Consider the following 26,041-nt stretch of genomic DNA (forward strand, 5'->3'; position numbering starts at 1 on the left):
AGCTTCCTCGGCCCTTGCGGCGACCGATCTCCACGGATCTCGAACAACACAACCCCTGAACAAGCCAGGTGTTGCAACCACCACTAGAACCCAAGGGGAAGGGGGCCTTCACGCGCGGATCACCAGCGGCGGTCGATCACCACCTCGTTGCTGCTGTTCCAGAACACATAGCCGCCCTGGAAGTTTTCCTGTCGGCCACCGGTGACGGAGAACTCGTCCGTCGTCGGGTACCTCAGGTAGGACTTCTCCCAGCCGAGCGCTTCCCACCGTCGCCGGATGGCGCCGTAGACGGCGTGCGCGTCGGTTTGCGGCGTCCAGTAGACCGACGCGGCCTTGGTGAAGTGGTTGTACCGGCCGATCCCGTCCGGGGTCGCGGACTCATCGGTCGCCGGATACCCGAGCGGCCCCTTCTCCCAGTCGAGCTCCTGCCACTTCGCGCGGTTACGGCCCCAGATCGCCTTGGCGTCGGTCTCCGGCGTCCAGTAGACCGACGCGGCCTTGCTGAAGTGGTTGTACCGGGCGTATCCGTCCGGAGTGCCTTCTTCGTCGGTCGACGGATACCCGAGGGGACCCTTCTCCCAGTCGAGCGCGGCCCACTTCTGCCTGATCCTGCCGTAGACCGGATGCGCCCCGGTCGGGACCGTGTAATAGATCGACGCCTGCAGGATGCCGGGCCACGGCGGGAAGTGGTTGTACCGGCCGATACCGTCCGGAGTGGACAGTTCATCGGTCGAGGGCGGGCCGAACTTCACGTGCCCGCCGGCGGCGAGGTACTTCTTGAGGATCTCGCCCTCGATGTGCTTCACGCCCGTTTCCTTCGACCAGTACAGCCGTGCCCGCTCGTAGGTGCGGAAACGGACCGTGCCGTCGACGGCCTCCGGCCCGGTCGGCGCGCCGATTCGTTGCGCCAGCGCGGGTTCGTCGCGGTAGCGCTTGTCGATCGGGGTGATGTAGTTCGCCGTGACGGTCTGGTCGGTGGCGCCCATGGTGATGGTGGTCAGCCGCCCGGTGGCCCCGTTGGACCAGCCGGTGAAGGTCGACGCGCCGTCCGAAGCGACCTCGGCCGCCTGGATCTCCACGGTCGCGCCTTCGACCACCATCGCCGAAGCGGCCCCGCCTTCCGGCGTGATGCCGAGCGCCGCGGCGACGTTGCTGGTCAAGGTCAGGCGGTGTTCGCGCGGCTTCGCGACGTAGGTCTTCGTGACCTTGACACCGGCGCTGTCCGTCGCCGACGCGGTGAACTCCAAGGTGGAGTCCGTGTGGTCGGTGAACGGCATGACGAACTCGGGGCCGGTGCCGCTTTCGGCCGGATGTGCGTGGCAGACCGCGTTCTCCGGGCAGTGCCGGACCAGGGTGGTCCAGGTGACCGGGAGGGCACCGTCCTCGGTGTCGGTGACGGTCGCGCCAACCTTGACCTCCTCGCCGACCGCGAACAGGCTGCCGCCGGGGTCGGTCATGGTCAGCTTCGGCGAGTGGTTCCCTGGCGCCACGGCGATATCCGTGCTCCCGGACGCCTGCAGGCCGTCCTTCACCGTCAGTTTGGCGGTGAACTTCTCGGTCCCGGCCGCGTAGGTGTGGCTGACCTTCGCCCCGGTGCCGGTGGTGCCGTCGCCGAAGTCCCACTCGTAGGTCAGCTGGTCACCGTCGAAGTCGTACGAGCCGCTGCCGTCGAAGGAGACCGTGCGGGTTTCGGGGTTCGTCTCGGAAGTGGCGACCGCGACGGGCGCCTTGTTCCCGGTGGTGTAGCTGAGCCGCCGCAACAGGCCGGTGTAGATGTCCGCGTAGACGATGTCGCCGTTCGCCGCGGCGGCGAATTTGACCGGACCGCCGATACCGGTGAACTTCGGCGGCGTCTCCTGCGGGCGTACGACGCGGCCCTGCGTGTCGTACTTGGCCGTCCAAAACTTCTGCGTGGCGTAGTCGCCGAAGAAGTACGCGCCCCGGTATTCCTCCGGATACGACTCTCCATTGTAGACGATTCCACCGGTGACGCTGTTGCCGTTGTCGGGGCCCTGGCCGTGCAGGATCGCCAGCATCGGCGAGGTGTACACGACCGAGGAGCACTGCGGCATCGTGGAGAAACCGTCGGACGGCCGGTCGGCTTCGAAACACGGCCAGCCGTGGTTCGACCCCTTCTGGACGAAGTTGACCTCTTCCCAGGTGCCCCAGCCGACGTCGCCGACCACCGGCAGACCGGTGCTGGCGTCGAGGCTGAACCGGAACGGGCTACGGAAACCGCTCGCGAACACCTTGGAGCGCAGCGAGTTCGGGTTCGAGGCGACGTAGTACGGGTTGTCCGGCACACCGGCGCCGTCGGTGGTGATGTGGAAGATCTTGCCGAAGATCTTGTCGAGGTCGTACACGTTGAGCGCGAACGGGTCCGCCGCGCCCTGGAACTGGGCGCTGTCACCGGTCGAGACCCACACCGTGCCGTCGGGGGCCGCCATGACGCCGGTGATGCCGTGGAAGTCGGTGTTGCCGGGGCTTTCGATCAGGACCTTCTCGCCGGTCAGACCGGTGGGCTCCGCGGTACCGGACACCGTCCAGCGCGACGCCCGCATGAGGAACCCGCCACCGGGCCGGATCACCGAGCGGGTGGTGTAGATCTTGCGCGAAGTCGCGTAGTCGGGCGCGACCGCGATCCCGGTCAGGCCGAGGTCACCGGCGGTCCGGACGTCGGTCAGCTTCGCGATTTCCCGGATCTGCCCGGTGGGGGACACCCAAGCGACCTTGCCGGCCTTGCCGGTGGTCAGGATCGAGCCGTCGGGCAGGTAGGCGAAGTCGGTCAGGTCGTATGGAGCCTGCCCGCTCTGCTGGTCACGCAGGACGAAGCCGGAGGGCAGCACGGGTGCCGCGGACGCCACCGTGGACGTCAACGGCACCAGCAAGGTCACTATCAGCAATGTCACGACTGCGTGACAGAGCGTGCGGAATCTCGAAGGCATGCGAGGGCCCCTTTCCCCAGTCGAACATCCCATCGAAGGGGCCCACGTGGGCATTTCACACTTTCGAGTGGCTTAATCGAACCGTGATCACCACCGCCGGTCGATCACCTGCCCCGTGCTCCGGTTCCAGGTGACGTAGCCGCCCTGGAAGCTGTTCTGCCGTCCGATGGGGATGCCGAACTCGTCCGTCGTCGGATAGCGCAGGTACGACCGTTCCCAGCCGAGCGCGGCCCAGCGCTGCCGGATCGCCCCGTAGATCGCGTGCGAGTCGGTGGCCGGCGTCCAGTAGATCGAGCCGCCTTTGGTGAAGTGGTTGTAGCGGCCGGCGCCGTCCGGGGTCGAGGTCTCGTCGGTCGTCGGGTACCCGAGGGGACTCCTCTCCCAGTCGAGCTGCTCCCATTTCGCGCGGTTACGGCCCCAGATCCCGTAGGCGTCGGTCTGCGCCGTCCAGTAGATGGACGCCTTCTTGCTGAAGTGGTTGTAGCGGCCGACACCGTCCGGGGTTCCCGTCTCGTCGGTGGTCGGGTATCCCATCGGCCCGCGCTCCCAGCCCAGCGCCGCCCACTTGACCCGGATCCGCCCGTACACCACGTGCGCGCCGGTCGACGGGGTCCAGTAGATCGACGACTGCCCCGGGCCCGGCCGGTGCGGGAAGTGGTTGTACCGGCCGGTGCCGTCCGGCGTGGCGGTCTCGTCGGTCGCGGGCGGCCCGAACGTCCGGTGCCCGCCCAGCGCGAGGTACCTCGCCAGGATTTCGCCCTCGATCTGCTTCACTCCGGTCTCGGCGCTCCAGTAGAGCCTGCCGTTCGTGTACGGCCGGTAGCGCACGGTGCCGTCGGCGGCCTCCGGCCCGACGGGCACGCCGAGCCGTTGCCGCAGCGCGGGTTCCGCCTGGTAGCGCTGGTCGATCGGGGTGAGGTAGTTCGCGGTCAGGGTCAGGTCGCCCGCCGGGACGGTGACGGTCACCGTGCGCGTGGTCCTCCCGTCGGACCAGTTCGCGAACTTCGAAACGCCGTCAGCGGCGATCTCGTCCGCCACGACCTCGAACGTCGCGCCCTCGGTCACCATCGCGGTGTTGACCCCGCCTTCCGCCGGGATGCTCACCGCCGCCGGGACGTTGGCGGCCAGGAACAACCGGTGCTCACGCGGCATGGCGACGTAGGTTTTGCTCGCCGTCACGCCGGCGCTGTCGGTCACCGTCGCGGTGATCTCGACCCGGGAATCCTGGTGATCGGTGAAGGGCACGGTGAAAACCGGCCCGTCGCCCGGCGAACCGGGATGCGCGTGGCAGGTCGACTCCTCCGGGCAATGGCGGATCAGCGTGGTCCACGAGACCGGCAGCGCGCCGTCCTCGGCGTCGGTGGCCGTCCCCTCGACGACGACCGGCTCCCCGACGGCGAACGTCCGCGAGCCGGGATCCGTCATCACCGGTTCCGGCGAATGGTTGCCGGGCACCACGACGAGGTCGGCGCTCGCGGACGCGCCGAGCCGATCGGTGACGGTGAGGCGCGCCGACGCCCGTTCGACTTCGGCGCCGTACGCATGAGTCACGCGGGCACCGGTCTGGCTCGTGCCGTCCCCGAAATCCCAGTGGTACGTCAGCGGATCGCCGTCGAAATCGTAGGAACCGGCGCCGTCGAAGGTCACCGTCCTCGTCGACGGCTCGGTGCTCGACGCCGCCACCGCCACCGGCTCGGCGTTCGTCCCCGGATAGCTGAGCCGCCGCAGGTTCCCGGTGTGGATGTCGGCGAAGACGATGTCCCCGTTGGCCGCGGCCGCGAACTTGACCGGGCCGCCGACGCCGGTGAATTTCGGCGGCCGTTCGGGCGCGCGGACGAGCCTGCCCTGGCTGTCGTACGTCATCGTCCAGATCTTCTGCGTGACGTAGTCCCCGAAGAAGAACGCGCCCCGGTATTCGTCCGGATAGGACGATCCACTGTAGACGATCCCGGCGGTGACGCTGTTCCCTTCGTCGGCACCGGAACCGTGGTGGTACGCGGTGACCGGCGCCGTGTTGACCACACCCGCGCAACCGGCGAGGCCGGAATACCCCGGCGTCGGCGCGTTTCCTTCCCAGCAGGGCCAGCCGTGGTTCGCCCCGGGCCGCACGACGTCCACCTCTTCCCAGGTGTTCCAGCCGACGTCACCGACGACCGGAAGGCCGAGCCGCGGGTCGAGGGAGAACCGGAACGGGCTGCGGTAGCCGCTGGAGAAGACCTTGGAACGGTTGGCGTTCGGCGCCGCGGCGGAGTAGTACGGGTTGCCGGGGACACCGGCGCCGTCCGCGGTGACGTGCAGGATCTTGCCGTAGAGCTGATCGAGGTCGAGCGAGCGCAGCGCGCCGGCATCCATCCGGGTGAAGTCGGCGGCGTCGCCGATGGAGATCCACAAGGTCCCGTCGGGCGCCGCGACGAGCCCGCTGATGCCGTGGACGTCGTAAAACCCGGGAAGGTCGACGAGCACCCGTTCGTTCGCGAGACCCGTCGGGACGTCCGTGCCGGTCACCGTCCAGCGCGCCACCCGCATGGTGAACGCGCCACCGGAGGTGTCGAACGACCACGTGAGGTAGATCTGGCGGGAGGTGGCGAAATCCGGGGCGACGGCCAGACCGACGAGGCCGAGGTCCCCGTCGTCGTGGACGGGAAGACGCGCGATCGTCCGCGGCTGCCCGGCGGTGGGCACCCAGACGACCTTGCCGCTCTTGCCGATACTGAGTACCGAACCGTCTGGCAGATAGGCGAAATCGGTCAGATCGAAGGCGGCTTGACCGCTCGGCTGGTCACGCAGCACGAAACCCGACGGCAGGGTGGGCGCCGCGGTCGCTTCCGGCGCGCCCACCCATCCCGGGAGAAGCAGGATTGAAACCGACAACGCGGCGAACAGGCGAACCAATGCCCGGCTTCTGATCATCTGCGCTTCCCTGCTTCCGGCGTGTCATGGCACGTCGCCGGAGGCGGGGAAGTCATTGCCGTCGGAGGCTTTCCTTTATCTCAAAGCAATCGAACCGCAATGATCGTCACGCGATGGAGCGATCAGGGCACGACCTGTACGACGCCGCCCTTCTGCAGCAACGTGAAGTACTTCTGCGAAGCCGCCGCGGACAGGTGGATGCAGCCGTGCGAATACACCGAGAGGCTGCCGGTGTGGAAAGCGATACCCGGCAGGAAGAACACGGAGTTCGGCATCGGCGCGTCGAACTGCTTCGAGTGGTAGTTCTTGACCTTGGCCGAAACGTGGAAGACACCGGTCGGCGTGGCGTATCCCTTCTTGCCGGGCAGCTGCTTGACCGGGCCGTAGATGACCTTGCCGTCCTGCAGCAGCCACGTCTTCAGCGCGGAAAGGTCCACGCAGGCGCTCACGCCCGGCGAGGCCAGCGCGGCCTTGCAGGGGACGTCGGCGGCGTTCGCGGCGGGCTTGGGCGCCGGCTTCGGCGTGGGTTTCGGCGTCGGCTTGGGCTTCGAGGACGTCGGCTTCGGCGTGGAACTGCTGCTGCTCGGCGTCGGTGTCGGCGTCGCGGATGAGGTGGCCGGTGCCGAAGAAGGCGCGGACGTGGTCGTGGTCCCGCCCTGAGCGACGCCGCCACCACCGGGCGCACCGCCGCCGGTGTTGCCGGAACACGCGGTCAGCACCAGCGCGGTGGCCAGTGCGGTCACCCCCACCAGGAACTTCTTCATGACCCGTACCCCCGTTTGCCCGTGATCCGTCTGACATGGGTAAAGACGGAGCTCACCCGTCCGGGGTTGTTGATCGGATGGTCACGATCGCGTCTCAGGGCACGCGGCCGACGACCCGTGCGTACATCCGGCCCGGATTGGCGCCCTCGTCCAGATATCCGGGCAGCGGCGGCAGATCCCGCACGAACCCGGCCAGCCTGCCGAACAGTTCGTTCGCGTCGGCGGGGCGCCGTTCCGGGTCCTTCTCCAGCAGATCCGCGAGCAGGTCGTTCAGTCCACGCGGGACACCGTCCACTGCGGCCGGACTCTTCTTGACCTGTTTTTCGAACACCGCGTACGCCGTCGGCCCGGTGAACAGCTGCCTGCCGGTCAGCATTTCGTGCAGGACGCAGCCCAGCGCGTACAGATCGCTGCGCGGCCCGGCGATCCCGCGCTGGATCTGCTCGGGCGCCATGTACGCGGGAGTGCCGAGGATCTGCCCGGCGCGGGTGAACTGGGCGACGTCGGTCTCGCGCAGCATCGCGAGCCCGAAGTCGAGCACCTTCACACTGCCGTCCGGACACAGCATCAGGTTGGTGGGTTTGAGATCGCGGTGGCAGATGGACAGCGCGTGTGCGGCGGACAGCACGGCGCACGCCTGCGCGGCTATCGCGGCCGCCCACGGCACCGGCAGCGGGCCGTGTTCGGCGGCGAGGTCGGCGACGGTCACGCCTTCGATGAACTGCATGACCTGGTAAAGCCGCTCGTCGTAAGTGCCGAAGTCGTACAGCGTCGGCGCGCCCGCGTGTTCCAAGGTCGCGAGGATCCGCGCCTCGCGGATGAACCGCTGTTCGAGTTCGGCGTCGGGGCCGCCGGGAAGCCCGAGGAACTTCACCGCCACGCGACGGCCGAGATGCCGGTCGTGGCCGGCGTAGACCGCGCCCATCCCACCCCGGCCGAGCGGCAGCTCGTCGAGTTCGTAACGGTCCGCGATCAGCAACCTATTTCTCCGGCTTGAGCTGTCCTTCGGTGAGCCCGGCCAAGCCTAGCCTCACCAGCTCCAGGCCCGATTCCGCCGCCTCGCGCAGGGCGGCCTCGAAGGCGGCGAGCCGGGTGAACGCCTCCCCGTGCGCGCGCTGCGCCTCGATCGGCAGCCACGGGATCCGGGTGCGTTTGAGGTCGATCCTGGTCGAGGTCGTCGGCACGAGCTGCCCGGCCGCGCGCAGGCAACCGGCGAGGAACGCGGCGTCCAGCCGTTCCGGATCGGTGCGGTACTTCGACATCGTCGGCTCCGCCGTGAACGTCTCTCCATTGTGGACATACGCGGGCACGGCCGGCGACGCGACGACGTCGCCATCTTCCACCGATTCCGGCACGGTGAGCACCCCCGACTTCAGCAGTTCTCCGAGCGTGACGTACGAGGGCATCTCGTCGGACATCACCAGCGACGGCAATTCAGGGCGAATGTCGTTGAAACGCCCGAGAACTTCGAGGAACGCCTTACCCACGTGTTCGTCGCGCGCCTGGTGACGAGCCGGCGAAAGGTCGATCTCCTCGTCGAGCAGATCGATGATCCGGACCGTGCCCGGTACGTCGGCGCCCCGCAGGTATTCCTCCACAGTGGACGGATCGGTCGCCAGAAGCAGCCGGGACGGCGGCCGTTTCCCGGGTTCCGGTCGCCGCAGCAGCCAGAGATCCGCCCCGCCGACCGTGACCACGGCACGCAAAGCCCCGGCCCGCAGCAGGTTCCCGCGGATCCGACGCCCGGTGCGGCGTCCGGCGGCGGCGGGCGGCATGCGGATCGCGACCAGCCCGCCGGGTTTCACGTGCGCGAGACAGTGCTGCACCCACGCCAGTTCCGGTTCGCCGCGCGGCGGCTGGCCGTACACCCAGCGCGGGTCGCCGACGAGTTCGTCGTAGCCCCATTCCCGTTCGTTGAACGGTGGATCGCAGACGACGGCGTCCGCGAGCACCCCTTCGAAGGAGTCCATCGACAAGGCGTCCGCGCCGTACATCTCCATGTCCGCGCCCGCGAGCAGCAGCCGGTGCGCCGCGATACACGAGGTCGCCGGATCGTCGGTCTGGCCGAGCAGCCGGGACCCGCCGGAGGCGAGCAGCAGCGTCCCGAGCCCGCACGCGGGGTCGAGCACCACGCTGGGAGCGGGACCGATAAGCCGGGACATCAACTCGGCCACCGGCCCCGGGGTGACGGACAGCTGACGGGAGTGCGCCTCGACGTAGCGCTCGCACAGGAACTCGAAGGCCTCACGCGCGCCCCGCTCGGCGGCGAAGCGGTCCAGCAGTTCGAGCAGCTCGGCGTCGTCGTAACGCGGCGAGAAAGTCCACGCGTGCCGCCGTGACAGGTACGACCCCACCCGGCCGACCCGGTCGCCGAGCGCCAGGTCGTCGCCGAGGTTCCGCAGCCGCTGCCAGATCCGGTCCCCCAGCGAGATCTCGACCGGTTTACCCCGCTCACGCAGCCACTTTTCGACGGCGACCAGGGAAAAGCAGGGGCTCGACGCCGTTCCGCCGACGGGCGGCGGAAAATCGCCGTAACGTCGGCGCCAGTTGCTGACGGCGGCGCGGCCGACGCCGGCGATCCGCGCGATGTCCGCCGCGGTGACGGTGGCTTGCTCCTCCATCGCCGCATCGTAACCGACAGTTGACTATTCCAACCCTTTATTTGTGAACTCAGTACACAACTGCTTTACTGGGTCCCATGAGGTACACCCTTCGGTACGCCGCCGGCTCGGACGTCGGGCGGCGCCGCCAGGTCAACCAGGACTCGGTCTACGCCAGCACCAGGATGCTGGCCGTCGCCGACGGTATCGGCGGCCAGCCGCACGGCGAGGTGGCCAGCGCCGAGGCCGTGGGCGTCCTGTCCCGGCTCGACAAGGACCTCCACGGCTTCGACCTCGCGGACGTCGACCTGGTCGAGGTGCTCTCCGGCGGCCTTCGCGCCATCGACGACCGGCTCGCCGCGACGGCCGAGCAGGAGCCCGAGACGCGAGGCATGGGCACCACGCTGACCATGCTGCTGTTCGACGGCTCCCACTTCACGGCCGCCCACATCGGGGACTCGAAGGGCTACCTCCTGCGCGGCGGCACGCTTCAGCGCTTCACCCGCGACCACACGCTCGCACAGGCCCTCGCCGACGACGGGCGTATCGACCCTTCGGAGGTCGAGGGACACCCTCGCGGATCACTGTTGATGAAGGCGCTGTTGAGCACCGGCAGCGGCGAAGCGGACATCTGGACCTTCGACGCCGCACCCGGGGACCGTCTCCTGCTGTGCTCGGACGGGTTAACGGCAACGGTTGTCGAAACCGTTATCAAAGACGTCCTGGGGGCCTTCCAAGATCCCGCGCAGACCGTCCCACGGCTGATCGACCTGGCCAACGAAGGCGGCGGACCGGACAACATCACCTGCGTCGTGGCCGACGTAGTCGACACTGCCGACACCACTGCACCCGCGACCGCTTAAGGGCGCGAACGCAGGTCAGACCCGCCTTCGAGGGGACGAAAGGGCATCCGGTAAAGTTCCCCACGGAGGATTGGCCGAGCGGCCTAAGGCGCACGCTTGGAAAGCGTGTTGGGTTCACGCCCTCGCAGGTTCGAATCCTGTATCCTCCGCAGTCAGCAAGGCCCCGGACGTTCCGACGTCCGGGGCCTTGTTGATTAGTTAGCAGGACCTTCACTTAACAGAGTCAGTTGATCACGCTAAGTTTAATAGTGGTCGTTCCAGCCCCCGACGTCCCAAGGAGTCCGCCAAAATGGCCGGAGTCGAAGAGATCCGCGCTGGTATCGCGCTCGCGAACGAGAAGGCATCCGCGAGCATCGCCGCACTTCAGCAGGCAGCGCAGTCTCTCGAAGAAGCCCAGCTTTCGCTTTCCCAGGCCACCCAGGGCAGCACCCAGCACGAGGTGAGCCAGGCGCACGGGCTCCTCGCCGAGGCCCTGCAGGGCATCACCGGGATGCAGAGCACCATCCAGGCGGGCATCTCGTCGGCCGAGTCGTACTCGACCCGTCTCTGACATGTACCTCGAGGAGCTGCACCAGCTGCTGACGGCCGTGCAAACCGGCCTCGCCGACGGGCGCGCCCATGCGGAGCGGGCCAGAAGCCTGCTCGAAGAGTCCCGGCGCGCCATCGTGGAACCCCAGGCCCAAGCCGTGCCGTGGGTGCCGCCGCAGCTGGCGCAGGCCGACGAGGGAATGGAAAACCTCCTGACGCGCCTTTCCGCCGCTGACGACCTGGTCAGCGGTTACCAATCCCGCCTCTGAGATCGGCGAGCCGGTATGGGCAGCAAAGCGAGTGAACAGCGCAATCGCGTCGTTACGGCGCTGGAGCGGGTCCGGCACCAGATCGGGCTCGTCCTCGGCGCCGCCGCCGGCGCCCGCCAGTCCGCCGAGGCGGAGCTGGCCAAACTCGAACTGGAACAGCACATAGTCCGGGTGGGGATGAACCACTCCACTTCGGACCAGTACGCCGAATGGTCCCGGCATCCCGCCGCGAACGAGGTGTTCGGCCTGCTCGGCAGCGTGCGCGGCCAGTTCTACGCCGACTGGGAAGCGGGCCCGAACGCGTTGCGCGAGCTCGTCGCGCACAACGCGCCGGGGCCCGCGAGCCAGCCGCCGGGCAACTGGCTCGGCCGCGTCGGCGGGAATCCCGGCATCACCGCGCCGGGGCTGTGGCGCGTCGGCTCGGCGACCGTTTCGGGCAAGGACGTCCCGCGTACGTTCGACGTCGCGGTGCCCCTGCTCGACGAGTCGCATCTGTCCATCACGTCGGCGCCCAAGACCAGGGCCGCGGTGGACGGCATCGTGCAGAACCTGCTGATGCGGATCCTGAGCACGTTCGAGCCCGGCGCGGTACGCGTCCACCTGTGGGACGTCGGGCAGCTGACCGCGATCCTGCCCGACCTGTATCCGCTGAGCCGCACGAGCGCGCTCACGCTGTACGACCCGGGACGGCTCGAAGACCTCCTCGACGAACTGGCGGGCCACATCCGCCGCATCCACGCGACCGGGATGCAGGCGGGGCACACGTCGCTGCGGGAGATCCGGCGGGCGAGCGGCCAGCGGGTCGAACCGTTCCGCGTCGCGGTGCTCTACGGCAACGGCGAAACCCTCGAACCGGAACGCGCCCGCGAACTGAAACGAGTCGCCACCGGGGCGCTCGCGGCCGGGATCTGCCTGATCCTGATCGACGTGCCGACCATGCTGTCGACGTCGGTCGAATCGCTGAGCCTGCACGACGAGCGGCACGCGATGAGCAGCATGACCGGCCCCGACCTGGTCGTCGACCTGGACCCGCCGATGCCGTCCGGTCAGGTCATCCGGGCCGCCGGGCGGATCGCCGAGGCGCTGATCGCCAAACAGGGCGGGCCCCGTGCGTTCGCCGACCTCCTGCCGACCGAGCTGGGCAAGGAGAGCTCGGCGCGCGAGCTGCGGGCGCCGGTCGGGTTCTTCGAGGGCGAGCCGGTGGAGGTCGTCATCGGCGACGCCAGCCCGCACGTGCTCATCGGCGGGCCGAGCGGTTCGGGGAAGACGAACTTCCTGTACTCGCTGCTCGGCAGCCTCGCGGCACGGTACTCGCCGGACGAGCTCGCGCTGTACCTGCTGGACTTCAAGGAGGGCGTGTCGTTCGCCGGGCTAGCGCCGGGACGGCGGGACGCCAGCTGGCTGCCGCACGCCAAACTCATCGGGGTCAACGTCAACACCGACCGCGAGTTCGGCCTGGCGCTGCTGCGGTTCCTCGCCGACGAGCTGCGCCGCCGGTCCGCCGCGGCGAAACTGCACGAGGTCACCAACCTCTCGGACCTGCGCGAGCAGGATCCCGGCGGGCACTGGCCGCGGATCGTCGCGGTGATCGACGAATTCCAGTACCTGTTCGCCGGCCGCGACGGCGTGACCGCGACCGCGACCCAGCTGCTGGAGGACATCGCGCGGCGAGGCCGGTCTCAGGGCATCCACCTGGTGCTGGCGAGCCAGGACGTCGCCGGGATCGAGGCTTTCTGGGGCAAACCGGCGGTGTTCGAGCAGTGCACGCTGCGGATCGCGATGCCGAAGGCGCGGCGCGTGCTGGCCGAGACCAACAACGCGGCGGTCTCGGCGCCGAAGTGGCACGCGGTGATCAACCACGATTCCGGGGTGGCGCACGGGAACCAGCTCGCCCACGTGCCCGACGCGAGCACCAAGGACGTCTTCAACAAACTGCAGCACCGGCTCTGGGAGCAGTACTCGGAGTCGTTCAAACGGCCACGGCTGTTCGACGGGGCGCATTCCCCTGTGCTGGAACAGTTCCCGGCGTTCGCGGATCTGAAGCCGACGGACCGGCCGCGGGCGCTGCTCGGCCAGTCCATCGACGTCGACGAGGCCGCCTGCGGGGTCGAGCTGCCGAAGGCACCGGGACGCAACGTCGCCGTCCTCGGCGCGGCCACCGCGGAAGCACTGTCCATCATGGACTCGGCCGCCCGATCGCTCGCCCGCCAGTATCCCTACGAGTCGGTGGAGTTCGTGCTCTCGTGCCCCATCGAGGCGTCCGTCCCCGCCGTGGCGGAGCTGGCCGAACGCCTGCGCGCGGAAGGACACGAGGCCACCCTGGTCGACGATCTGCCCGCCCGGGTAATCGATATCGCGGAGAATCTGTCCTCTTTGGACAAAGCGCGGGTGTTGCTGCTGTACGGCGTCGACGCGTCGATCCCCGCGCTGGAGGCGAAGGCGCCCGGACAGCTCAAGAGCGGCCTGGATCAGCTGCGAGTGCTGCTGAAACAGGGCCCGACGCACGGCGTCCACACCATCGGCTGGTGGCGCAGCATCGCGCGGCTGAAGGACACGCTCGGTTTCGCGGGCACGGACGACATCGGGACCTGGGCGGCGCTTGATGTCCAGGGCAACGAACTGTCGCCGTTCGCCGCCGGGCAGGTCGTGCACTGGTCACCGCGACCGGGCCGGGCGCTGTTCTTCGACCGCACCACCCACGGTGCGCCTGAGGTGATCATCCCGTTCCAGCGTCCGGAAGGGCTTCTCGATGGATGACGGCATCACCGCGGCCATGCGGTACAAGGAGATCGTCGGCCTCGCGCGCGCTTCGGCGGAGAACCTGCGCAACTGGGAGATCGGCCGCGCGGACGAACTGGAGGCGCGGCTCGCCGAGGCGCACCAAGCCGTCGCGGACGCCGCCGAACGCGAGCAGCGCGCCGTCGACCGGTGCACCCGCTGGTGGAAGATGGCGCAGCACAACGTCGAAGGCCTCTCGTGGCTGCCCGACGACGAGGACCCTCGCCCGGTCCCGACCGCGCGGCCCAGGTACCTGGAGAAGTACCTGGAAGAGGTCAAGCCGAGCTACCAGGAACTCGTGCAGGCGGTGCTTTCGTTGGGGTGGCGCGCCAAACGCTCCTGACCAGGCGAGTTCGCCGTCCAATCACGCGAGTTCGCCTCCTGATCACGCGAGTTCGCCTTCCAGTCACGCGAGTTACGCCTTCGAGCACGCGCACTCGATGGCGGGGACTCGTGACTGGATGGACGACTCGCGTGACTGGGCGGACGACACGCGTGATCGGACGGACGACTCGCGTGCTTGGGGGCGCAACTCACGTGCTTGGGGGCGCAACTCACGTGCTTGGGGACGTGACTCGCGTGCTTGGGGCCGCGACTCGCGTGAAGGCCCCCTTCCCTCGGCTCAGCCGAGGGAAGGGGGCCTTCACGCGCGTTACTACGGCTTCGGCAGGTAAGGGCCGAGCACCTTCTCCAGGTAGTCCGCCAGGTCATGGAACGCGTCCTCGACGGGGTTGCCCGCGCTCGGCCGGAACCGCAGCACCTGCGGGTCGTGGTCGCTCGCCTGCTTCGCGAACTCGGCGTTCAGGTGGACGACGTCGTAGTCGAGCCCGCGCGGCGCCTTCGACGCCAGGATGTGGTCCAGCACCTGCGACTGGCCCTCGAAAACGTAGCTGTACCGCTCGTTCTCGGGCAGCGACGCGATGAGGTCCTTCAGCGCGCCACCGGCGGTCAGCGTCTCGACGGCGGGCGAGAACGGGTAGTCGTTGATGTCACCGGCGACCACGATGTTCGCGTTCTTGTCCGACGCGAGCAGCTTGTCGACGAAGCCGCGAAGCACGGTCGCCTGCTTGACCCGCTGCACCTCGGAACTCCGGACCGGCGGCTGGTTGCGGCCGTGCGTCGGCTGGTCGCCGCCCTTGGAGTTGAAGTGGTTCGCGATGACGAACACGGTGCGGCCCTTGAAGACGAACTCGCCGGCCAGCGGTTTGCGGCTGTCTTCCCACGCCTCGTTCCCGGGCTCGACCCGTCCGGGCGAGACGGTCAGGTGGGTCTTTCCGCGCTCCTCGACCACGCCGACCGGAGTGGTCGCGTCGCCGCCCTTGCGGTCCACAAAGGACACTCGCGCCGGGTTGAACAGGAAGCCGACGCGGATGTTGCCGCCCGGCTGGCCGCCGTCCTTGCCGTTCTCCGGGTCGATCTGACGCCACTCGTAACGCGGGCCACCGGCCGCGGCGATCGCGTCGACGAACTTCCGCAACGTCTGGTCGGCGGCGACAGTGCCGTCGTTCGCCGGCCCGTTGTTGTCCTGGATCTCTTCCAGGTTCAGGATGTCCGGCTTCGCCAGGTTGCCGACGACGGCCTTGGCCAGCTCCCCGAACTTCTCCGCACTGTCCAAAGCGGACAGGTTCTCGACGTTGTAGGTCGCCACGGCGAGCTCACCGCTGCGCTGAGCGCGGGTGCTCTCACGCTGCAATCCGTTGTCCTTGGCGGCACCGAGCTTCGTCGCGAACAGCGTGTAACCGCCGAAGTTGCTGTACTCGACCGGTCCGGAGGTCTCGCCGGTGAGGACGTCGCCGGTGTTGACCTTCGGGAACGGCCGCTCCGCGAACGGGATCAGCGACGCGACCTTGAGCACACCGGTGTTGAGCCGGTCGTAGTCCAGGTACACCGCGCCACCGCGGACGCTCGGGTTCTGCTTCGGTTTGGTGGTCACGTAAAGCTCGTTGAACCGCGACGTCGGGCCGACGACGCGCGCGTCGGAGACGCTGACGATCTCGCTCTCGTGCGTCTCCCAGAAGTCCAGCGAGTACTTCGCGGGCTCCAGCGGCAACGGCTCGATGCTGCCGCCCGGCGCGGGAGCGACGGTGTCCGGGACCGTGTCCGGCGAGACGACGGTCGGCGCGGGCAAAGCGTTCCCGCTCGACTGAACCGTCCACTGTGCACTCGTCAGCTCGGTGAGCGACTGGTACGGCGAGGTCGCGGGAGCGTCCGGGTAGAACTCGCGGACGGTGCCGGAGGCGGTCACCGCGTCTCCGACGGCCACGGCGGGCGTCGTCGAGCCGGTGAAGACGAACAGGCCCTCGCTGGTGCGCGGGTCGGCGTCGGGCGCGCTGTCGGTGATCCAGAACCCGCGCGCCGAACCGAAGCTCCGGATCGCGGTCACGACGCCGGTGACCCCGGCGACCTTCCGGTCCTTGAAGGGCGAAATCCGGGTAGTGCCCTGGATGTCGTGGATCTTCGCGTCGACCGGCGGCGGCCCGGTCTCGCCCGGCGTCTCACCCTTGGCGTTGGTCGGGGTGGGCGCGCCGGAGGTGAAGTCGGCGGCGTTGTCGTCGGTGTCGGCGAGCGTCGTCCCCCGGGCGACGGAGGCGGTGTTGGACGGCGCCGGCGCCGCGGCCCCCTCACGGATGACGGCGGTGGAGCCGAAACCCACCAGATCCTTGATCCGGGTGTCGGCCGCGCAGTCGGCGGCGGTCTTGCAGGTGAGCGCCGTGGTGCCTTGGACGAGCGCGATGGTGCCGGCGGTCGCGGACAGGGCCAGCGAGCCGGTGGCGTCCGGCGTCGGCAGCGAGACGGTGCCGCCCGAGCCCTTCGCCTGCGCGATGAGGTACCGCGCGCCCGGAGCGACACCGCCGGTCAGCGGCGTGACCTGCCAGCTGTTCCCCGACGCTGGCGCGTACTGGACGCTGAAGCCGTCGAGGCTCACGGCGGTCGTGCCGCGGTTGGCGAGTTCGACGAAGTCGTTGGTCAGCGTGGCGCCCGAGTTGCCGCCACCGCCGTAGACCTCGGCGATCACGGCGTCGGTGCTGGGCGCGGCGAGCGCGGCCGGAGCGGTGATGCCGCTCACGACCAGGCCGGAGGCGACGGCCACGGTCAGGGCCCGTCTCCGGGCGGCACGTCGGGATGTGGTCACGCTGAGTCCCCTTTTCGCAAGATCGGTCGAGGCATACTCCCCCGAACAAGTGAAATGAGGAAGACGACAAGACAACGATTCGTCACCGCTAGCCCGTTCGGACCCTGGTCGCGCCGAACCCCCTCGTGCGAAGATCGAGCTCCGCCGCCTGTTACGCACCAGGAGGCGTCTTCATGCGCAGACTGCTTTGCGCGATCGTCGCGGCCGGTCTCGTGATCCCGGTTCCCCCGGCGGCCGCCAAGCCACCGGAGAAGGCCGCATTCGAAGTGATGACCCCGGCGAGCACGGTCGCGTCGCGCACCGACCGGCGGCCGAACGCGGGCGGGATCTTCGATCCGGTCGCGCGCAAGACCTTCATTTCGTGGTCCGGCAAGGCCGCGGACACCTACGTCCAGGCCTACGACCACCGGACCGGCGTCTGGACTCCGCCGAAGAAGATCGCCGACGGCGAGTCCGATCCGCACAACTACCCCACGATGCTGCTGGCGGGCGACGGGCATCTGCTGATCTTCCGCGGTATGCACAACAAGCGGACCGTGATCAGCCGCGCGCCGCTCGCGCATTCCCTCGACGGCACCTGGACCGACCTCGATGTTCCCGAGGGGGCCGCGGCGAGCTACCCGATGCCGGTGAAGACCGTCGACGGCACGCTGTTCCTGTTCTACCGGGAGACCACGAAGGAACTGGATCCGGCGGCGAACTCCGATTTCCGCCCGATGAAGTACCTCGTCTCCCGCGACCACGGGAAGACGTGGAAGAACTCCGTGCGGCTGACCGGGAAGCAGTGGGCGTTCGGCTCGCTGGGCCGGGCCGACCACATGGACGAGGTCTACGTCGGGCAGCTGCGCTACCTGCCGTCGTCCGGGCGGATCCAGTTCGTCTACACGCTCGCGGGCGGCGGACCCGCGCAGCACAAGCACGACGTCTACCACCGGAACGTCTACTACGTGTCGTTCGACGTCCGCACCCTGCGTTTCTTCTCCGCGGCGGGCCACGATCTCGGCACGCAGGTCGACGACGCCGAGCAGGAGCGGTATCTCAAGGTCGTCGAAACGCCGCTCGAACTCCCCGGCGGGCTCAAGTCGCCGGACTACATCCTTCAGGTCGGCACCCAGCGCGACGGCAAACCGTTCGTCACCTGGTTCCAGTTCGACGCCGCGGGCTCGCCACGCGATTTCGCGGGTGCGTGGAACGGCCGGGACTGGGAAGTGCGCGAAGTCGCGAACGGGCTCCGATTGCGCGAGATCGAACCGCTCAATGGCGGTACTTGGCGCGTTTACGGAACCCGTGACGGAAAGCCGGGCATCGAAACGTTCCTGCTCGGGAACGGACGTACGTGGAAGCCGGAAACCTTGATCACCACACCGAAACCGGTCCAGCGGGTCGAAGTGATCACCGGTTTCCGGGACCCGGCCCGCATTCTGGCGACCGGCGCGTCCAGTGCGCGTGACGTCTCCGTGGCCGACGGTGACATTTATGTCGCGGGAGCCCCGCGCAAATAGCCCATTGGTGTTCCGCTGCCTTAAATGAACCTCAAGTCCGGGTACAACCCGGCTTTTCCGGAGCTACCTTTGGCGACGTGAGCGAGGACACAAATCCTCGGCTCACGTCGCCGGAGGAGGTGTCCGATGAACTGGCTCATCGTCGGTACGGCACTGGTTCTGCTGCTGAGCATCGCACTGGCCGTCGATCTGCGCGACCGGGAACGCGGCGAACGGCCGATGACCCCGTTCGGCGGGGCGCGGCTCGACGCCGTCCTGCGCGAAGCCGACCGGCGCACGAACTTCTGACGCTCGCCGGGGAGGGCGAGCAGGGGGAACTGGGGGCGCACCGCCGGTGCACGGGATCCGTCGGGGGAGGACGGAGCCCGTACACCGGCGGTGCGTCATTTCCGCTCGTGAGTGGTAAGGACGGTACCGGCCCGGCCACGGCCGACGTTGCGAAAGCCACTTTCGCAACCTTCAACGTTGCGAAAGTGGCTTTCGCAACCCGCCGGCCAAGCCCAGCACCCAGCAGAACCCCCGGGCCGCCTGACCTCGTGAGTGGTAAGGACGGTTCTAACCGTCCTTACCACTCACGAGTTTTTTGACCCCGGCGACCGCCGCCTTGCCCGCACCCTTCGCGCTCGCGGCCAGGAACGTGGTCCAGTCGAAGAAGTCGCGCCACAGCACGATCCGGCCGTCGCGTACTTCGAAGGTGCCGCACACCCAGAACTCGGCCTCCCACGAACCACGCCGCAGGACGTCGGTGCGCTCGGTCAGCACGATCGGCCCGTCGGCGGCGATGTGATGGGTGCGTGCCTCGAACCCGCTGCCGTAGCGGGCCATGGCGCGCAACTGCTTCTCCACCGCGGAAAGGCCGCGGGCCGGGGGCAGCGGGACGTTCTGATAGACGATGTCGATCGCCACGAAGCCGAGCGCCCGATCGATGTCGAACTCTTCGAGGGCCTGAAGGAAACCGGTCACCACTGTCTTCGGATCCGTCATGCCAGCCAAGGCTAATCCGATTTTGAACCGCCGGAAGGTCACAGCCGTATCACAGGGCGGAGGGGCCGGTTTTCCCCTGACTACGGAGGTATCGATGCGACGGCGACTGCCGATGGCACTGTTCGCGCTGCTCGTCTGGGTGCTCGCGGGCTGTTCGACGGCCACGGGCGCCGCCCCGGCGACACCGGGCGCCAACCAGGCCGACATCACCTTCTCCCAGCAGATGGTCCCGCACCATCAGCAGTCGATCCAGGTCGCGAACCTGGCCTCGGCACGGTCGGCCTCGGAGTACGTGAAGGCCACCGCCGCCAAGATCGTCAAGGCCGAGTCGGCGGAGGTCCAGACGATGACCGGCTGGCTGCAATCCTGGAACGCGGCCGTCCTCCCGGCGGCGGGTCACGCCGGGCACGCGATGCCGGGGATGATCACCGAAGGGCAGGTCGCCTCGCTGCAGAACCTGTCCGGCGCCGAGTTCGACAAGGTGTGGCTCCCGCTGATGGCCGAGCATCTGCGCAACGGCGTCGCGATGGCCAAGACCGTGCTGTCGTCGGGCGAGCACGCCGAGACGAAGGCGCTGGCACAGGAGATCGTGGAGAACCAGACGGCGGCGATCGACGAGATCACCGCGCAGCTTCCTTGACCCCCTGAAGGCCCCCGAAGACCCTCCGGTATTGTTCTCGGCGGTGGCGTGTCCGAGCGGCCGAAGGAGCACGACTCGAAATCGTGTGACGGTTAATACCCGTCCGTGGGTTCAAATCCCACCGCCACCGCAGCGAAGAGCCGGTCTCCACGGAGACCGGCTCTTCTGCGTCCGGGCTACTTGTTGAACTTGTCCTTGAGGTCCTGCACGCCGCCTTCCGCACGGTCGCGCAGGTCGTGCCCGGTCTCCTTCACCTGGCCTTCGGTCTGGTCGGCCCGGCCGGAGTTCGCGAGGTCCTGGTTGTCGGTCTTCTCGCCGAGCTTCTCCTTGGCGGCGCCGATGGCCTGTTCGGCCTTGTCCTTCGCCTTGTCGAAAACGCTCATGGCGGATGTTCCTCCTTCGACTGCGGCCACCGTGTGCGACCGCCTGCCTCCGGGTTACCCGGGCCACGGGATCCGACACATCTCCTCACCCGATGCGGTTACCCCGTTGCCCGTGGAAGAACTCTTCGAGCAGGGCCGCGCATTCGACCTCCAGGACCCCGCCGACGACTTCCGCGCGGTGGCTGAGCCGCCGGTCGCGGACGACGTCCCACAGCGACCCCACGGCCCCGGTCTTGGGCTCCCAGGCGCCGAAGACGACCTTGGCGACCCGGGCCATCACGAGGGCGCCGGCGCACATCGTGCACGGCTCCAGCGTCACGGCGAGCGTGCAGCCTTCGAGCCGCCAGCCGTCGCCGTAGCGCTCCGACGCGGCCCGCAGCGCGAGGATCTCCGCGTGCGCCGTCGGGTCTCCGAGCTCTTCGCGGGCGTTGCGCGCGGAAGCGAGGGGGGTCCCGTCCGGCGACAGGACGACGGCACCGATCGGCACGTCGTCGCCCGCACCTCGCGCCGCCGCGATCGCCGCCCGGACGGCGGCGATGTCGGCGGCGGAGGCTGCGGGGCTCAGATCTCGTCCAGGATCTTCGTGAACTCGGCGGCGAATCCGCACCGCTGCGCGACCATCTGGAGTTGTTCGTCCGGATAGAGGTCGACCTCGCCGACGATCACCTGCAGTTCGGCCCCCGGCAGTCCGAGGTCGGACAGGATCTCCAGATCGCCTTCCGGCCAGACCGCGTCGTCGTCCTCGTCCGGGGGGTCGACTCTCAGCACGTCGAGGACGTCCGCGGCGATGTCGTAGTCGAGCGCCGCGGCGGCGTCGGACAACAGCAGCGAGGGGCCTCTGGGGCTCGGCCGGACGATCACGAAGAACTCGTCGTCGACCGCCAGCAGCCCGAAAGCGGCACCCGTCGAACGCAGTTTCCCCAGCTCGGTGATCGCAGCGTCGAGTTCGGCGAGCGCCCCCGGATCAAGAGAGCTGCACCGCCACCGACCGTCCTCCCGCACCACGGCCACCGCGAACCCCGTGATCGGCTCTTGCACCGCCATGCGCACACCGTATTCCGCCCGCATTCGGAACGCACGCACGGTGCGCCCGAAGCGCCGCATGCGCCACTATCGAGACATGACCGGACCCACCGACCTGCCCACCCTCCCCGACGCGCGCTTCGCCGGATTGCTGGAGGAAGCCCGCGCGCTCCAGACGAAAACCGTAGAGCTCCGCCGGGAGCTCCACCGGAATCCGGAGATCGGGCTCCAGCTGCCGAAGACCCAGGCCTCGATCAAAGCGGCCCTCGAAGGCCTGCCGCTCGAGATCATCGAGGGCAAATCGACCACGTCACTGACCGCTGTGCTCCGCGGCGGGAAGCCGGGCCCGGCGATCCTGCTCCGCGGTGACATGGACGCGCTGCCGCTGCACGAGGACACCGGCCTCGACTTCGCCTCCGAGGACGACGGCGCGATGCACGCCTGCGGGCACGACACCCATGTCGCGATGCTGGCTTCGGCGGCGCGGCTGCTCAGCGAGCACGTCGACGAGCTGGCCGGGTCGGTGGTGTTCATGTTCCAGCCGGGCGAGGAGGGCGAGCACGGCGCGCGCCACATGATCCACGAGGGTGTGCTCGACGCCTCTGGCGAGCGCGTCGAGAAGGCGTTCGGCCTGCACATCTTCACCTCGGCCGCGTCCGGCGTCGTGCAGACGCGCCCGGGGCCGATCATGGCGTCGGCCAACAGCTTCCACGTCACCGTCACCGGCCGTGGCGGGCACGGCTCGGCGCCGCACCAGGCGATCGACCCGGTGCCGGCGGCGGCCGCGATGGTGAGCGCGCTGCAGACGATGGTGACCCGCAAGGTCAGCGTGTTCGAGCCCGCGGTGGTCTCGGTCACCCGGATCGAGGCGGGGACGACGACGAACATCATCCCCGAGACGGCGTTCCTGGAGGGCACGATCCGCACGCTGTCCGAGCGGACGCAGGCGTTCGTCCGCGAGGAGCTGCCGAAGGTGTGCGAGGCGGTCGGCGCGGCGCACGGCGTCCGCGTGAGCGCCGAGGTCCTCCCCGGTTACCCGGTCACGGTGAACGACCCCCAGGTCGCGGCGCGCGTGCTGGACCTGGCGGCCGAGGTCCTCGGCGCCCGCAACTCCGAGGTCATGGAGAACCCGGTGATGGGCGCGGAGGACTTCTCCTACGTCCTTCAGCGGATTCCGGGCGCCTTCGCGTTCCTCGGCGCCTGCCCGCCCGGCGCGGACCTGGCCACGGTCGAGGCGAACCACTCGAACCGCGTGATCTTCGACGAGGACGCGATGGCCAACGGCGTCGCGATGTACGCCGCCTTCGCGCTGGACGCCCTTCGCTAGCTATTACACAACAGCGTTGATTTAATGGGTGGCATGAGCGATGACACCCTGGCCGTCCTGGCCGCGCAGGAGGAGCGCCTGGTCTTCCGCCGGTTCGACAACGAGACCGCGCTGGAGCTGGGCGCCCGCCTGCTCGCGGCGGCACGGGACCGCGCCCTCCCGGTGACGGTCTCCGTGCGCCGCGGCGGGCAGCGGCTGTTCCACGCGGCGTTGCCGGGCACCTCGGCCGACAACGACGCGTGGATCGACCGCAAGAGCCGCGTCGTCGACCGCTACGGGCACAGCTCGTTCCTCGTCGGCGAGCGGTTCCGCGCGAAGGGCACGACGTTCGAAGCCGATTCCCGGCTCGACCCTGATCTCTACGCCGCGCACGGCGGCGTCTTCCCGGTGATCGTCGAGGGCGTCGGCCCGGTCGGCACCGTGGGTGTCTCGGGACTGCCGCAGGCCGCTGATCACGCGTTCGTCGTCGAGCAGCTGGAGCTCTTCCTCGCCGAGCTGCCCTGACCGGACCGCCCGCCCCAAGTTTCAGGACATCCGGCCCAATCACCCATCGTGCTACCGTGAGATGTCACATCATATATCAGATAGGGCATGCCAGTGACCTCCTCTTCGCGCTTCGACGAGTGGAAACAGCGGCTGTCCGGGGTCGTGGCCGTCCCGGTGACCCCGTTCGACGCCGACGGCGCCGTGGCTCCGGACGCCTACGCGAAACTGGTGGACAGGGCGATCGACGGCGGGGTCGGCGTCGTGACACCGAACGGGAACACCGGCGAGTTCTACGCGCTGGACGAGGCCGAGACCCGGCTCTGTCTCGAACTGACGGTCGCGGCCGCAGCGGGCCGGGCGAGTGTGGTCGCCGGAGTGGGGCACAACGTCCGGACGGCGATCGGCGCGGCGCGGCACGCCGGTGAGGCGGGCGCGGATCTCGTCATGATCCATCAGCCGGTGCATCCGTACGTCTCGGCGGAGGGCTGGGTCGAGTACCACCGGGCCATCGCCGCGGCGGTCCCGGAGCTGGGTGTCGTGCCGTACGTGCGCGACGCGCGGATCGACGGCGAGCGGCTGGCCAGGCTCGCCGACGCCGCGGAGAACGTCATCGGGGTGAAGTACGCGGTGCCGGATCCGGTGCGGTTCGCCGCGGTGGCGCGGGACGCGGGGATCGATCGCTTCACGTGGATCGCCGGGCTGGCGGAGCTGTCGGCACCGGGCTACTTCGCCGTCGGCGCGACCGGGTTCACATCGGGCCTGGTGAACGTCGCGCCGTCGCTCTCGCTGGAAATGTTCCACGCGCTGCGCGACGGCGACTTCCGCGGCGCGATGGCCTGCTGGGAACGCGTCCGGCCGTTCGAGGAGCTTCGGGCCGCCGATGGCCACGCCAACAACGTGAGCGTGGTGAAGGAAGCGTTGGCACAGCTGGGTTTGTGCCGCTCCGACGTCCGCCCGCCGAGCCGCGTGCTGAGCGACGGGGAACGGGAGCAGGTCTCCGCGGCGCTGGCCTTTTTCTGACCGTGCCCGCACCCACTGGGGCGGATGCGGACACGGTGACAGGTCAGAGGTCGTGGCCATCGACGATCGCGGCGTGGCCCTGTTGGGCGCCTCGGGGCGCGCCTAGGGCGCGGCGGGCGGCTGCTCACCGGCGAAGCCGGCGGGACCAAGAGCGCGAAGAACGATGTCTGGCCGGTGCTCCTGTCTCCGATCGATTCTCGCGACCGGACGGAACCGGGGGAAATTTCCCTCGATGTCTTCGACTGTACGCCAGATCGTGCGGCTTTGGTGAATTGCTTCCGCACCGCTGTCGTGCGACGCTGGACCAAGACCACGGAGCGTCCGTGGCGTGTTGTGGTACCAGTGCCTCTTCTCGGCCGCACCAGCCCCTTCGGTGTTGTGAACCCGTTGCTGGATTGCCCACTTTCACGAGAACCGGAACGGTGTGATCCACCATGACCTCCACCCAGACGCGGCAGGGCAGCGACTTCGCCGAACTGTCCAAATTGGTCAAAGACGCCGGTCTCCTCGACCGGCGCCGAAAGTTCTACGCGGTGAAGATCTCCTTGAATCTGCTCGCTTTCGCGGGCGGTTGGGTCGCCTTCGCGCACCTCGGGGATTCTTGGTGGCAGCTGTTCCTCGCCGCCTTCTTCGCGATGATGTTCACGCAGCTGTCCTTCATCGGCCACGACGCGGGACACAAGCAGATCTTCCGCGGCCGCAGGGCGAACGACGTCACCGGTTTCGTCCACGGTGGACTGACCGGGCTGAGCTACGGCTGGTGGATCGGCACGCATACCCGCCACCACGCCAACCCCAACCACGAGGACGAGGACCCGGACGTCAACCTCGCCGCGCTCATCTTCACCAAGGCGCAGGGCACCGAACGGCGTGGTTTCCTGCGCTGGATGGCGAAATACCAGGCGTTCCTGTTCTTCCCGCTGCTGTTGCTGGAAGGCCTGAACCTGCACGTTTCGAGCGTGACGGCGATGTTCCAGCGCGGGTTCAAGCGGCGAAAACTCGAAGCGGCGCTGATGCTGGCCCACGTCGCCGCGTACCTGACAGCGGTGTTCGTGGTCCTCTCGCCCGGTGTCGGTTTCGTCTTCATCGCCGTGCACCAGTGCCTGTGGGGCGTGTACATGGGCTGCTCGTTCGCACCGAACCACAAGGGCATGCCGACGCTGTCGGCCGGGCACAAGCTCGACTTCCTGCGCAAGCAGGTCCTCACCTCGCGCAACGTGCGCGGCGGCCCGGTCGTGGACTTCGCGCTCGGCGGGCTCAACTACCAGATCGAGCACCACCTCTTCCCGAGCATGGCGCGGCCGAACCTCAAGCACGCGCAGGTGATCGTGCGGGAGTTCTGCGCGAAGCACGGCATCGACTACGCGCAGTGCGGCTGGGCGGCGTCGTACGGCTACGTGCTCCGGCATCTGCACGAGGTCGGGGCGCCGCTGCGTGCTCAACCGGTGGGTGTCCGATGACCTCCGTCCGTTCCCTCGGCGACGTCGCCGAGCCCGCCACCGGCGACCGGTGCCCGAGCTGTCCGCATCCGATGTCCGAGCACGACGCGATCGCCCGCCGGTCTGCACCGCGACCGCGGCCGGTGGCTTCAGCCGCGGCTGTACCTGCGCCACGGAACCCGAAAAAACCGAATAGAGGATCACCATGAACGCGGACACCGTCCCCGTCTCCCGGTACGAGATCCGGGTGGACACCGTGAAGAAGATCGTCAACGAACACACCGACCTCGACAACGAGGCGGCGTTCGCGCTGGCCGTGCACATGGTGCGGGCGCTCGACACCGTCCCGGAGCCCGTCCGCTAGAAGCGTGACCCGGGTTACCCGCGCGTTAACAAGGCGTCAGCGAGCCCTCGCGAAACGTCAGGGACACGTTGCCGGAACGGCCG

At 68.7% G+C, this 26,041-nt stretch carries 23 protein-coding genes and 2 tRNA genes; 15 read left to right on the top strand and 10 right to left on the bottom strand.

Features of this window, described 5'->3' with window-relative positions; translation table 11 throughout:
- Nucleotides 1-119: 119 nt before the first annotated feature.
- The 5 genes from ACZ3HL_RS13400 to ACZ3HL_RS13420 all read right to left on the bottom strand — a co-directional run bounded on the left by ACZ3HL_RS13400 (nucleotide 120) and on the right by ACZ3HL_RS13420 (nucleotide 9,240).
- Nucleotides 120-2,945 carry a PQQ-dependent sugar dehydrogenase gene (locus ACZ3HL_RS13400; RefSeq protein WP_465531081.1) on the bottom strand — a complete coding sequence of 942 codons (2,826 nt, stop codon included), beginning with the start codon at nucleotides 2,943-2,945 and terminating at the stop codon, nucleotides 120-122.
- Between the two features lie 87 nt (nucleotides 2,946-3,032).
- Nucleotides 3,033-5,855, bottom strand: coding sequence for a PQQ-dependent sugar dehydrogenase (locus tag ACZ3HL_RS13405; protein WP_465531083.1), 2,823 nt, complete (start codon nucleotides 5,853-5,855; stop codon nucleotides 3,033-3,035).
- A 122-nt stretch (nucleotides 5,856-5,977) separates the two neighbouring features.
- Nucleotides 5,978-6,619 carry a L,D-transpeptidase gene (locus ACZ3HL_RS13410; RefSeq protein WP_465531085.1) on the bottom strand — a complete coding sequence of 214 codons (642 nt, stop codon included), beginning with the start codon at nucleotides 6,617-6,619 and terminating at the stop codon, nucleotides 5,978-5,980.
- A 94-nt stretch (nucleotides 6,620-6,713) separates the two neighbouring features.
- Nucleotides 6,714-7,598 carry a serine/threonine-protein kinase gene (locus tag ACZ3HL_RS13415; RefSeq protein WP_465410356.1) on the bottom strand — a complete coding sequence of 295 codons (885 nt, stop codon included), beginning with the start codon at nucleotides 7,596-7,598 and terminating at the stop codon, nucleotides 6,714-6,716.
- A 1-nt stretch (nucleotide 7,599) separates the two neighbouring features.
- Nucleotides 7,600-9,240, bottom strand: a complete 1,641-nt coding sequence (locus tag ACZ3HL_RS13420) for an N-6 DNA methylase (protein WP_465531087.1) — start codon at nucleotides 9,238-9,240, stop codon at nucleotides 7,600-7,602.
- A gap of 77 nt (nucleotides 9,241-9,317) precedes the next feature.
- On the opposite strand from ACZ3HL_RS13420, the gene ACZ3HL_RS13425 reads away from it, so the two are divergent.
- From ACZ3HL_RS13425 to ACZ3HL_RS13450, 6 genes are all read left to right on the top strand, one after another.
- The gene (locus ACZ3HL_RS13425) at nucleotides 9,318-10,082 is read left to right on the top strand and encodes a PP2C family protein-serine/threonine phosphatase (RefSeq protein ID WP_465531089.1); all 765 of its coding nucleotides are present in this window, start codon (nucleotides 9,318-9,320) and stop codon (nucleotides 10,080-10,082) included.
- 64 nt (nucleotides 10,083-10,146) lie between these two features.
- Nucleotides 10,147-10,231 (top strand) — tRNA-Ser (locus ACZ3HL_RS13430).
- A gap of 140 nt (nucleotides 10,232-10,371) precedes the next feature.
- Nucleotides 10,372-10,632, top strand: a complete 261-nt coding sequence (locus ACZ3HL_RS13435; RefSeq protein WP_005167132.1) for a hypothetical protein — start codon at nucleotides 10,372-10,374, stop codon at nucleotides 10,630-10,632.
- Between the two features lies 1 nt (nucleotide 10,633).
- Nucleotides 10,634-10,879: a hypothetical protein gene (locus tag ACZ3HL_RS13440; protein WP_016337967.1), complete on the top strand. Its 246-nt coding sequence runs from the start codon at nucleotides 10,634-10,636 to the stop codon at nucleotides 10,877-10,879.
- A gap of 15 nt (nucleotides 10,880-10,894) precedes the next feature.
- Entirely contained in the window at nucleotides 10,895-13,636 is a 2,742-nt protein-coding gene (locus tag ACZ3HL_RS13445) for an FtsK/SpoIIIE domain-containing protein (protein WP_465531091.1), read from the top strand.
- Nucleotides 13,629-14,000, top strand: coding sequence for a hypothetical protein (locus ACZ3HL_RS13450; RefSeq protein WP_465531093.1), 372 nt, complete (start codon nucleotides 13,629-13,631; stop codon nucleotides 13,998-14,000). Before ACZ3HL_RS13445 ends, ACZ3HL_RS13450 begins: the two co-directional genes overlap by 8 nt.
- A gap of 312 nt (nucleotides 14,001-14,312) precedes the next feature.
- Here ACZ3HL_RS13450 and ACZ3HL_RS13455 read toward each other — a convergent pair whose 3' ends face one another.
- The gene (locus ACZ3HL_RS13455) at nucleotides 14,313-16,790 is read right to left on the bottom strand and encodes an endonuclease/exonuclease/phosphatase family protein (RefSeq protein WP_465531095.1); all 2,478 of its coding nucleotides are present in this window, start codon (nucleotides 16,788-16,790) and stop codon (nucleotides 14,313-14,315) included.
- Nucleotides 16,791-16,963: 173 nt separating this feature from the next.
- Here ACZ3HL_RS13455 and ACZ3HL_RS13460 point away from each other — a divergent pair, with 173 nt between their 5' ends.
- Nucleotides 16,964-18,292: a BNR-4 repeat-containing protein gene (locus tag ACZ3HL_RS13460; protein WP_465531097.1), complete on the top strand. Its 1,329-nt coding sequence runs from the start codon at nucleotides 16,964-16,966 to the stop codon at nucleotides 18,290-18,292.
- A 126-nt stretch (nucleotides 18,293-18,418) separates the two neighbouring features.
- Nucleotides 18,419-18,580: a hypothetical protein gene (locus ACZ3HL_RS13465; protein WP_465531099.1), complete on the top strand. Its 162-nt coding sequence runs from the start codon at nucleotides 18,419-18,421 to the stop codon at nucleotides 18,578-18,580.
- A 267-nt stretch (nucleotides 18,581-18,847) separates the two neighbouring features.
- Here ACZ3HL_RS13465 and ACZ3HL_RS13470 read toward each other — a convergent pair whose 3' ends face one another.
- Nucleotides 18,848-19,276: a limonene-1,2-epoxide hydrolase family protein gene (locus ACZ3HL_RS13470; protein WP_465531101.1), complete on the bottom strand. Its 429-nt coding sequence runs from the start codon at nucleotides 19,274-19,276 to the stop codon at nucleotides 18,848-18,850.
- A gap of 94 nt (nucleotides 19,277-19,370) precedes the next feature.
- Between ACZ3HL_RS13470 and ACZ3HL_RS13475 the strand changes: the two genes are divergently transcribed.
- Both ACZ3HL_RS13475 and ACZ3HL_RS13480 read left to right on the top strand, forming a co-directional pair.
- A complete protein-coding gene (locus tag ACZ3HL_RS13475; RefSeq protein WP_465531103.1) occupies nucleotides 19,371-19,916 on the top strand; it encodes a DUF305 domain-containing protein in 546 nt (181 codons plus the stop codon).
- Between the two features lie 42 nt (nucleotides 19,917-19,958).
- A tRNA-Ser gene (locus ACZ3HL_RS13480) sits at nucleotides 19,959-20,046 on the top strand.
- 46 nt (nucleotides 20,047-20,092) lie between these two features.
- On the opposite strand, the gene ACZ3HL_RS13485 is transcribed toward ACZ3HL_RS13480, so the two are convergent.
- The 3 genes from ACZ3HL_RS13485 to ACZ3HL_RS13495 all read right to left on the bottom strand — a co-directional run bounded on the left by ACZ3HL_RS13485 (nucleotide 20,093) and on the right by ACZ3HL_RS13495 (nucleotide 21,343).
- Complete coding sequence (locus ACZ3HL_RS13485; RefSeq protein WP_034314526.1) at nucleotides 20,093-20,299, bottom strand: CsbD family protein; 207 nt, start codon at nucleotides 20,297-20,299, stop codon at nucleotides 20,093-20,095.
- Between the two features lie 85 nt (nucleotides 20,300-20,384).
- Nucleotides 20,385-20,837: a nucleoside deaminase gene (locus tag ACZ3HL_RS13490; RefSeq protein WP_465411182.1), complete on the bottom strand. Its 453-nt coding sequence runs from the start codon at nucleotides 20,835-20,837 to the stop codon at nucleotides 20,385-20,387.
- Nucleotides 20,838-20,860: 23 nt separating this feature from the next.
- Nucleotides 20,861-21,343 carry a tRNA adenosine deaminase-associated protein gene (locus ACZ3HL_RS13495; protein WP_200865852.1) on the bottom strand — a complete coding sequence of 161 codons (483 nt, stop codon included), beginning with the start codon at nucleotides 21,341-21,343 and terminating at the stop codon, nucleotides 20,861-20,863.
- A gap of 76 nt (nucleotides 21,344-21,419) precedes the next feature.
- Here ACZ3HL_RS13495 and ACZ3HL_RS13500 point away from each other — a divergent pair, with 76 nt between their 5' ends.
- The 5 genes from ACZ3HL_RS13500 to ACZ3HL_RS13520 all read left to right on the top strand — a co-directional run bounded on the left by ACZ3HL_RS13500 (nucleotide 21,420) and on the right by ACZ3HL_RS13520 (nucleotide 25,958).
- A complete protein-coding gene (locus ACZ3HL_RS13500; RefSeq protein WP_465531105.1) occupies nucleotides 21,420-22,649 on the top strand; it encodes a M20 metallopeptidase family protein in 1,230 nt (409 codons plus the stop codon).
- A 33-nt stretch (nucleotides 22,650-22,682) separates the two neighbouring features.
- Complete coding sequence (locus ACZ3HL_RS13505; RefSeq protein WP_465531107.1) at nucleotides 22,683-23,153, top strand: heme-degrading domain-containing protein; 471 nt, start codon at nucleotides 22,683-22,685, stop codon at nucleotides 23,151-23,153.
- An 87-nt stretch (nucleotides 23,154-23,240) separates the two neighbouring features.
- A complete protein-coding gene (locus ACZ3HL_RS13510) occupies nucleotides 23,241-24,155 on the top strand; it encodes a dihydrodipicolinate synthase family protein (RefSeq protein WP_465531109.1) in 915 nt (304 codons plus the stop codon).
- A gap of 434 nt (nucleotides 24,156-24,589) precedes the next feature.
- Nucleotides 24,590-25,615 carry a fatty acid desaturase family protein gene (locus ACZ3HL_RS13515; protein WP_465410344.1) on the top strand — a complete coding sequence of 342 codons (1,026 nt, stop codon included), beginning with the start codon at nucleotides 24,590-24,592 and terminating at the stop codon, nucleotides 25,613-25,615.
- A 184-nt stretch (nucleotides 25,616-25,799) separates the two neighbouring features.
- Nucleotides 25,800-25,958, top strand: coding sequence for a DUF6307 family protein (locus ACZ3HL_RS13520; protein WP_167551730.1), 159 nt, complete (start codon nucleotides 25,800-25,802; stop codon nucleotides 25,956-25,958).
- Nucleotides 25,959-26,041 lie beyond the last annotated feature (83 nt).

The organism is Amycolatopsis sp. NPDC000009 (assembly GCF_055563465.1).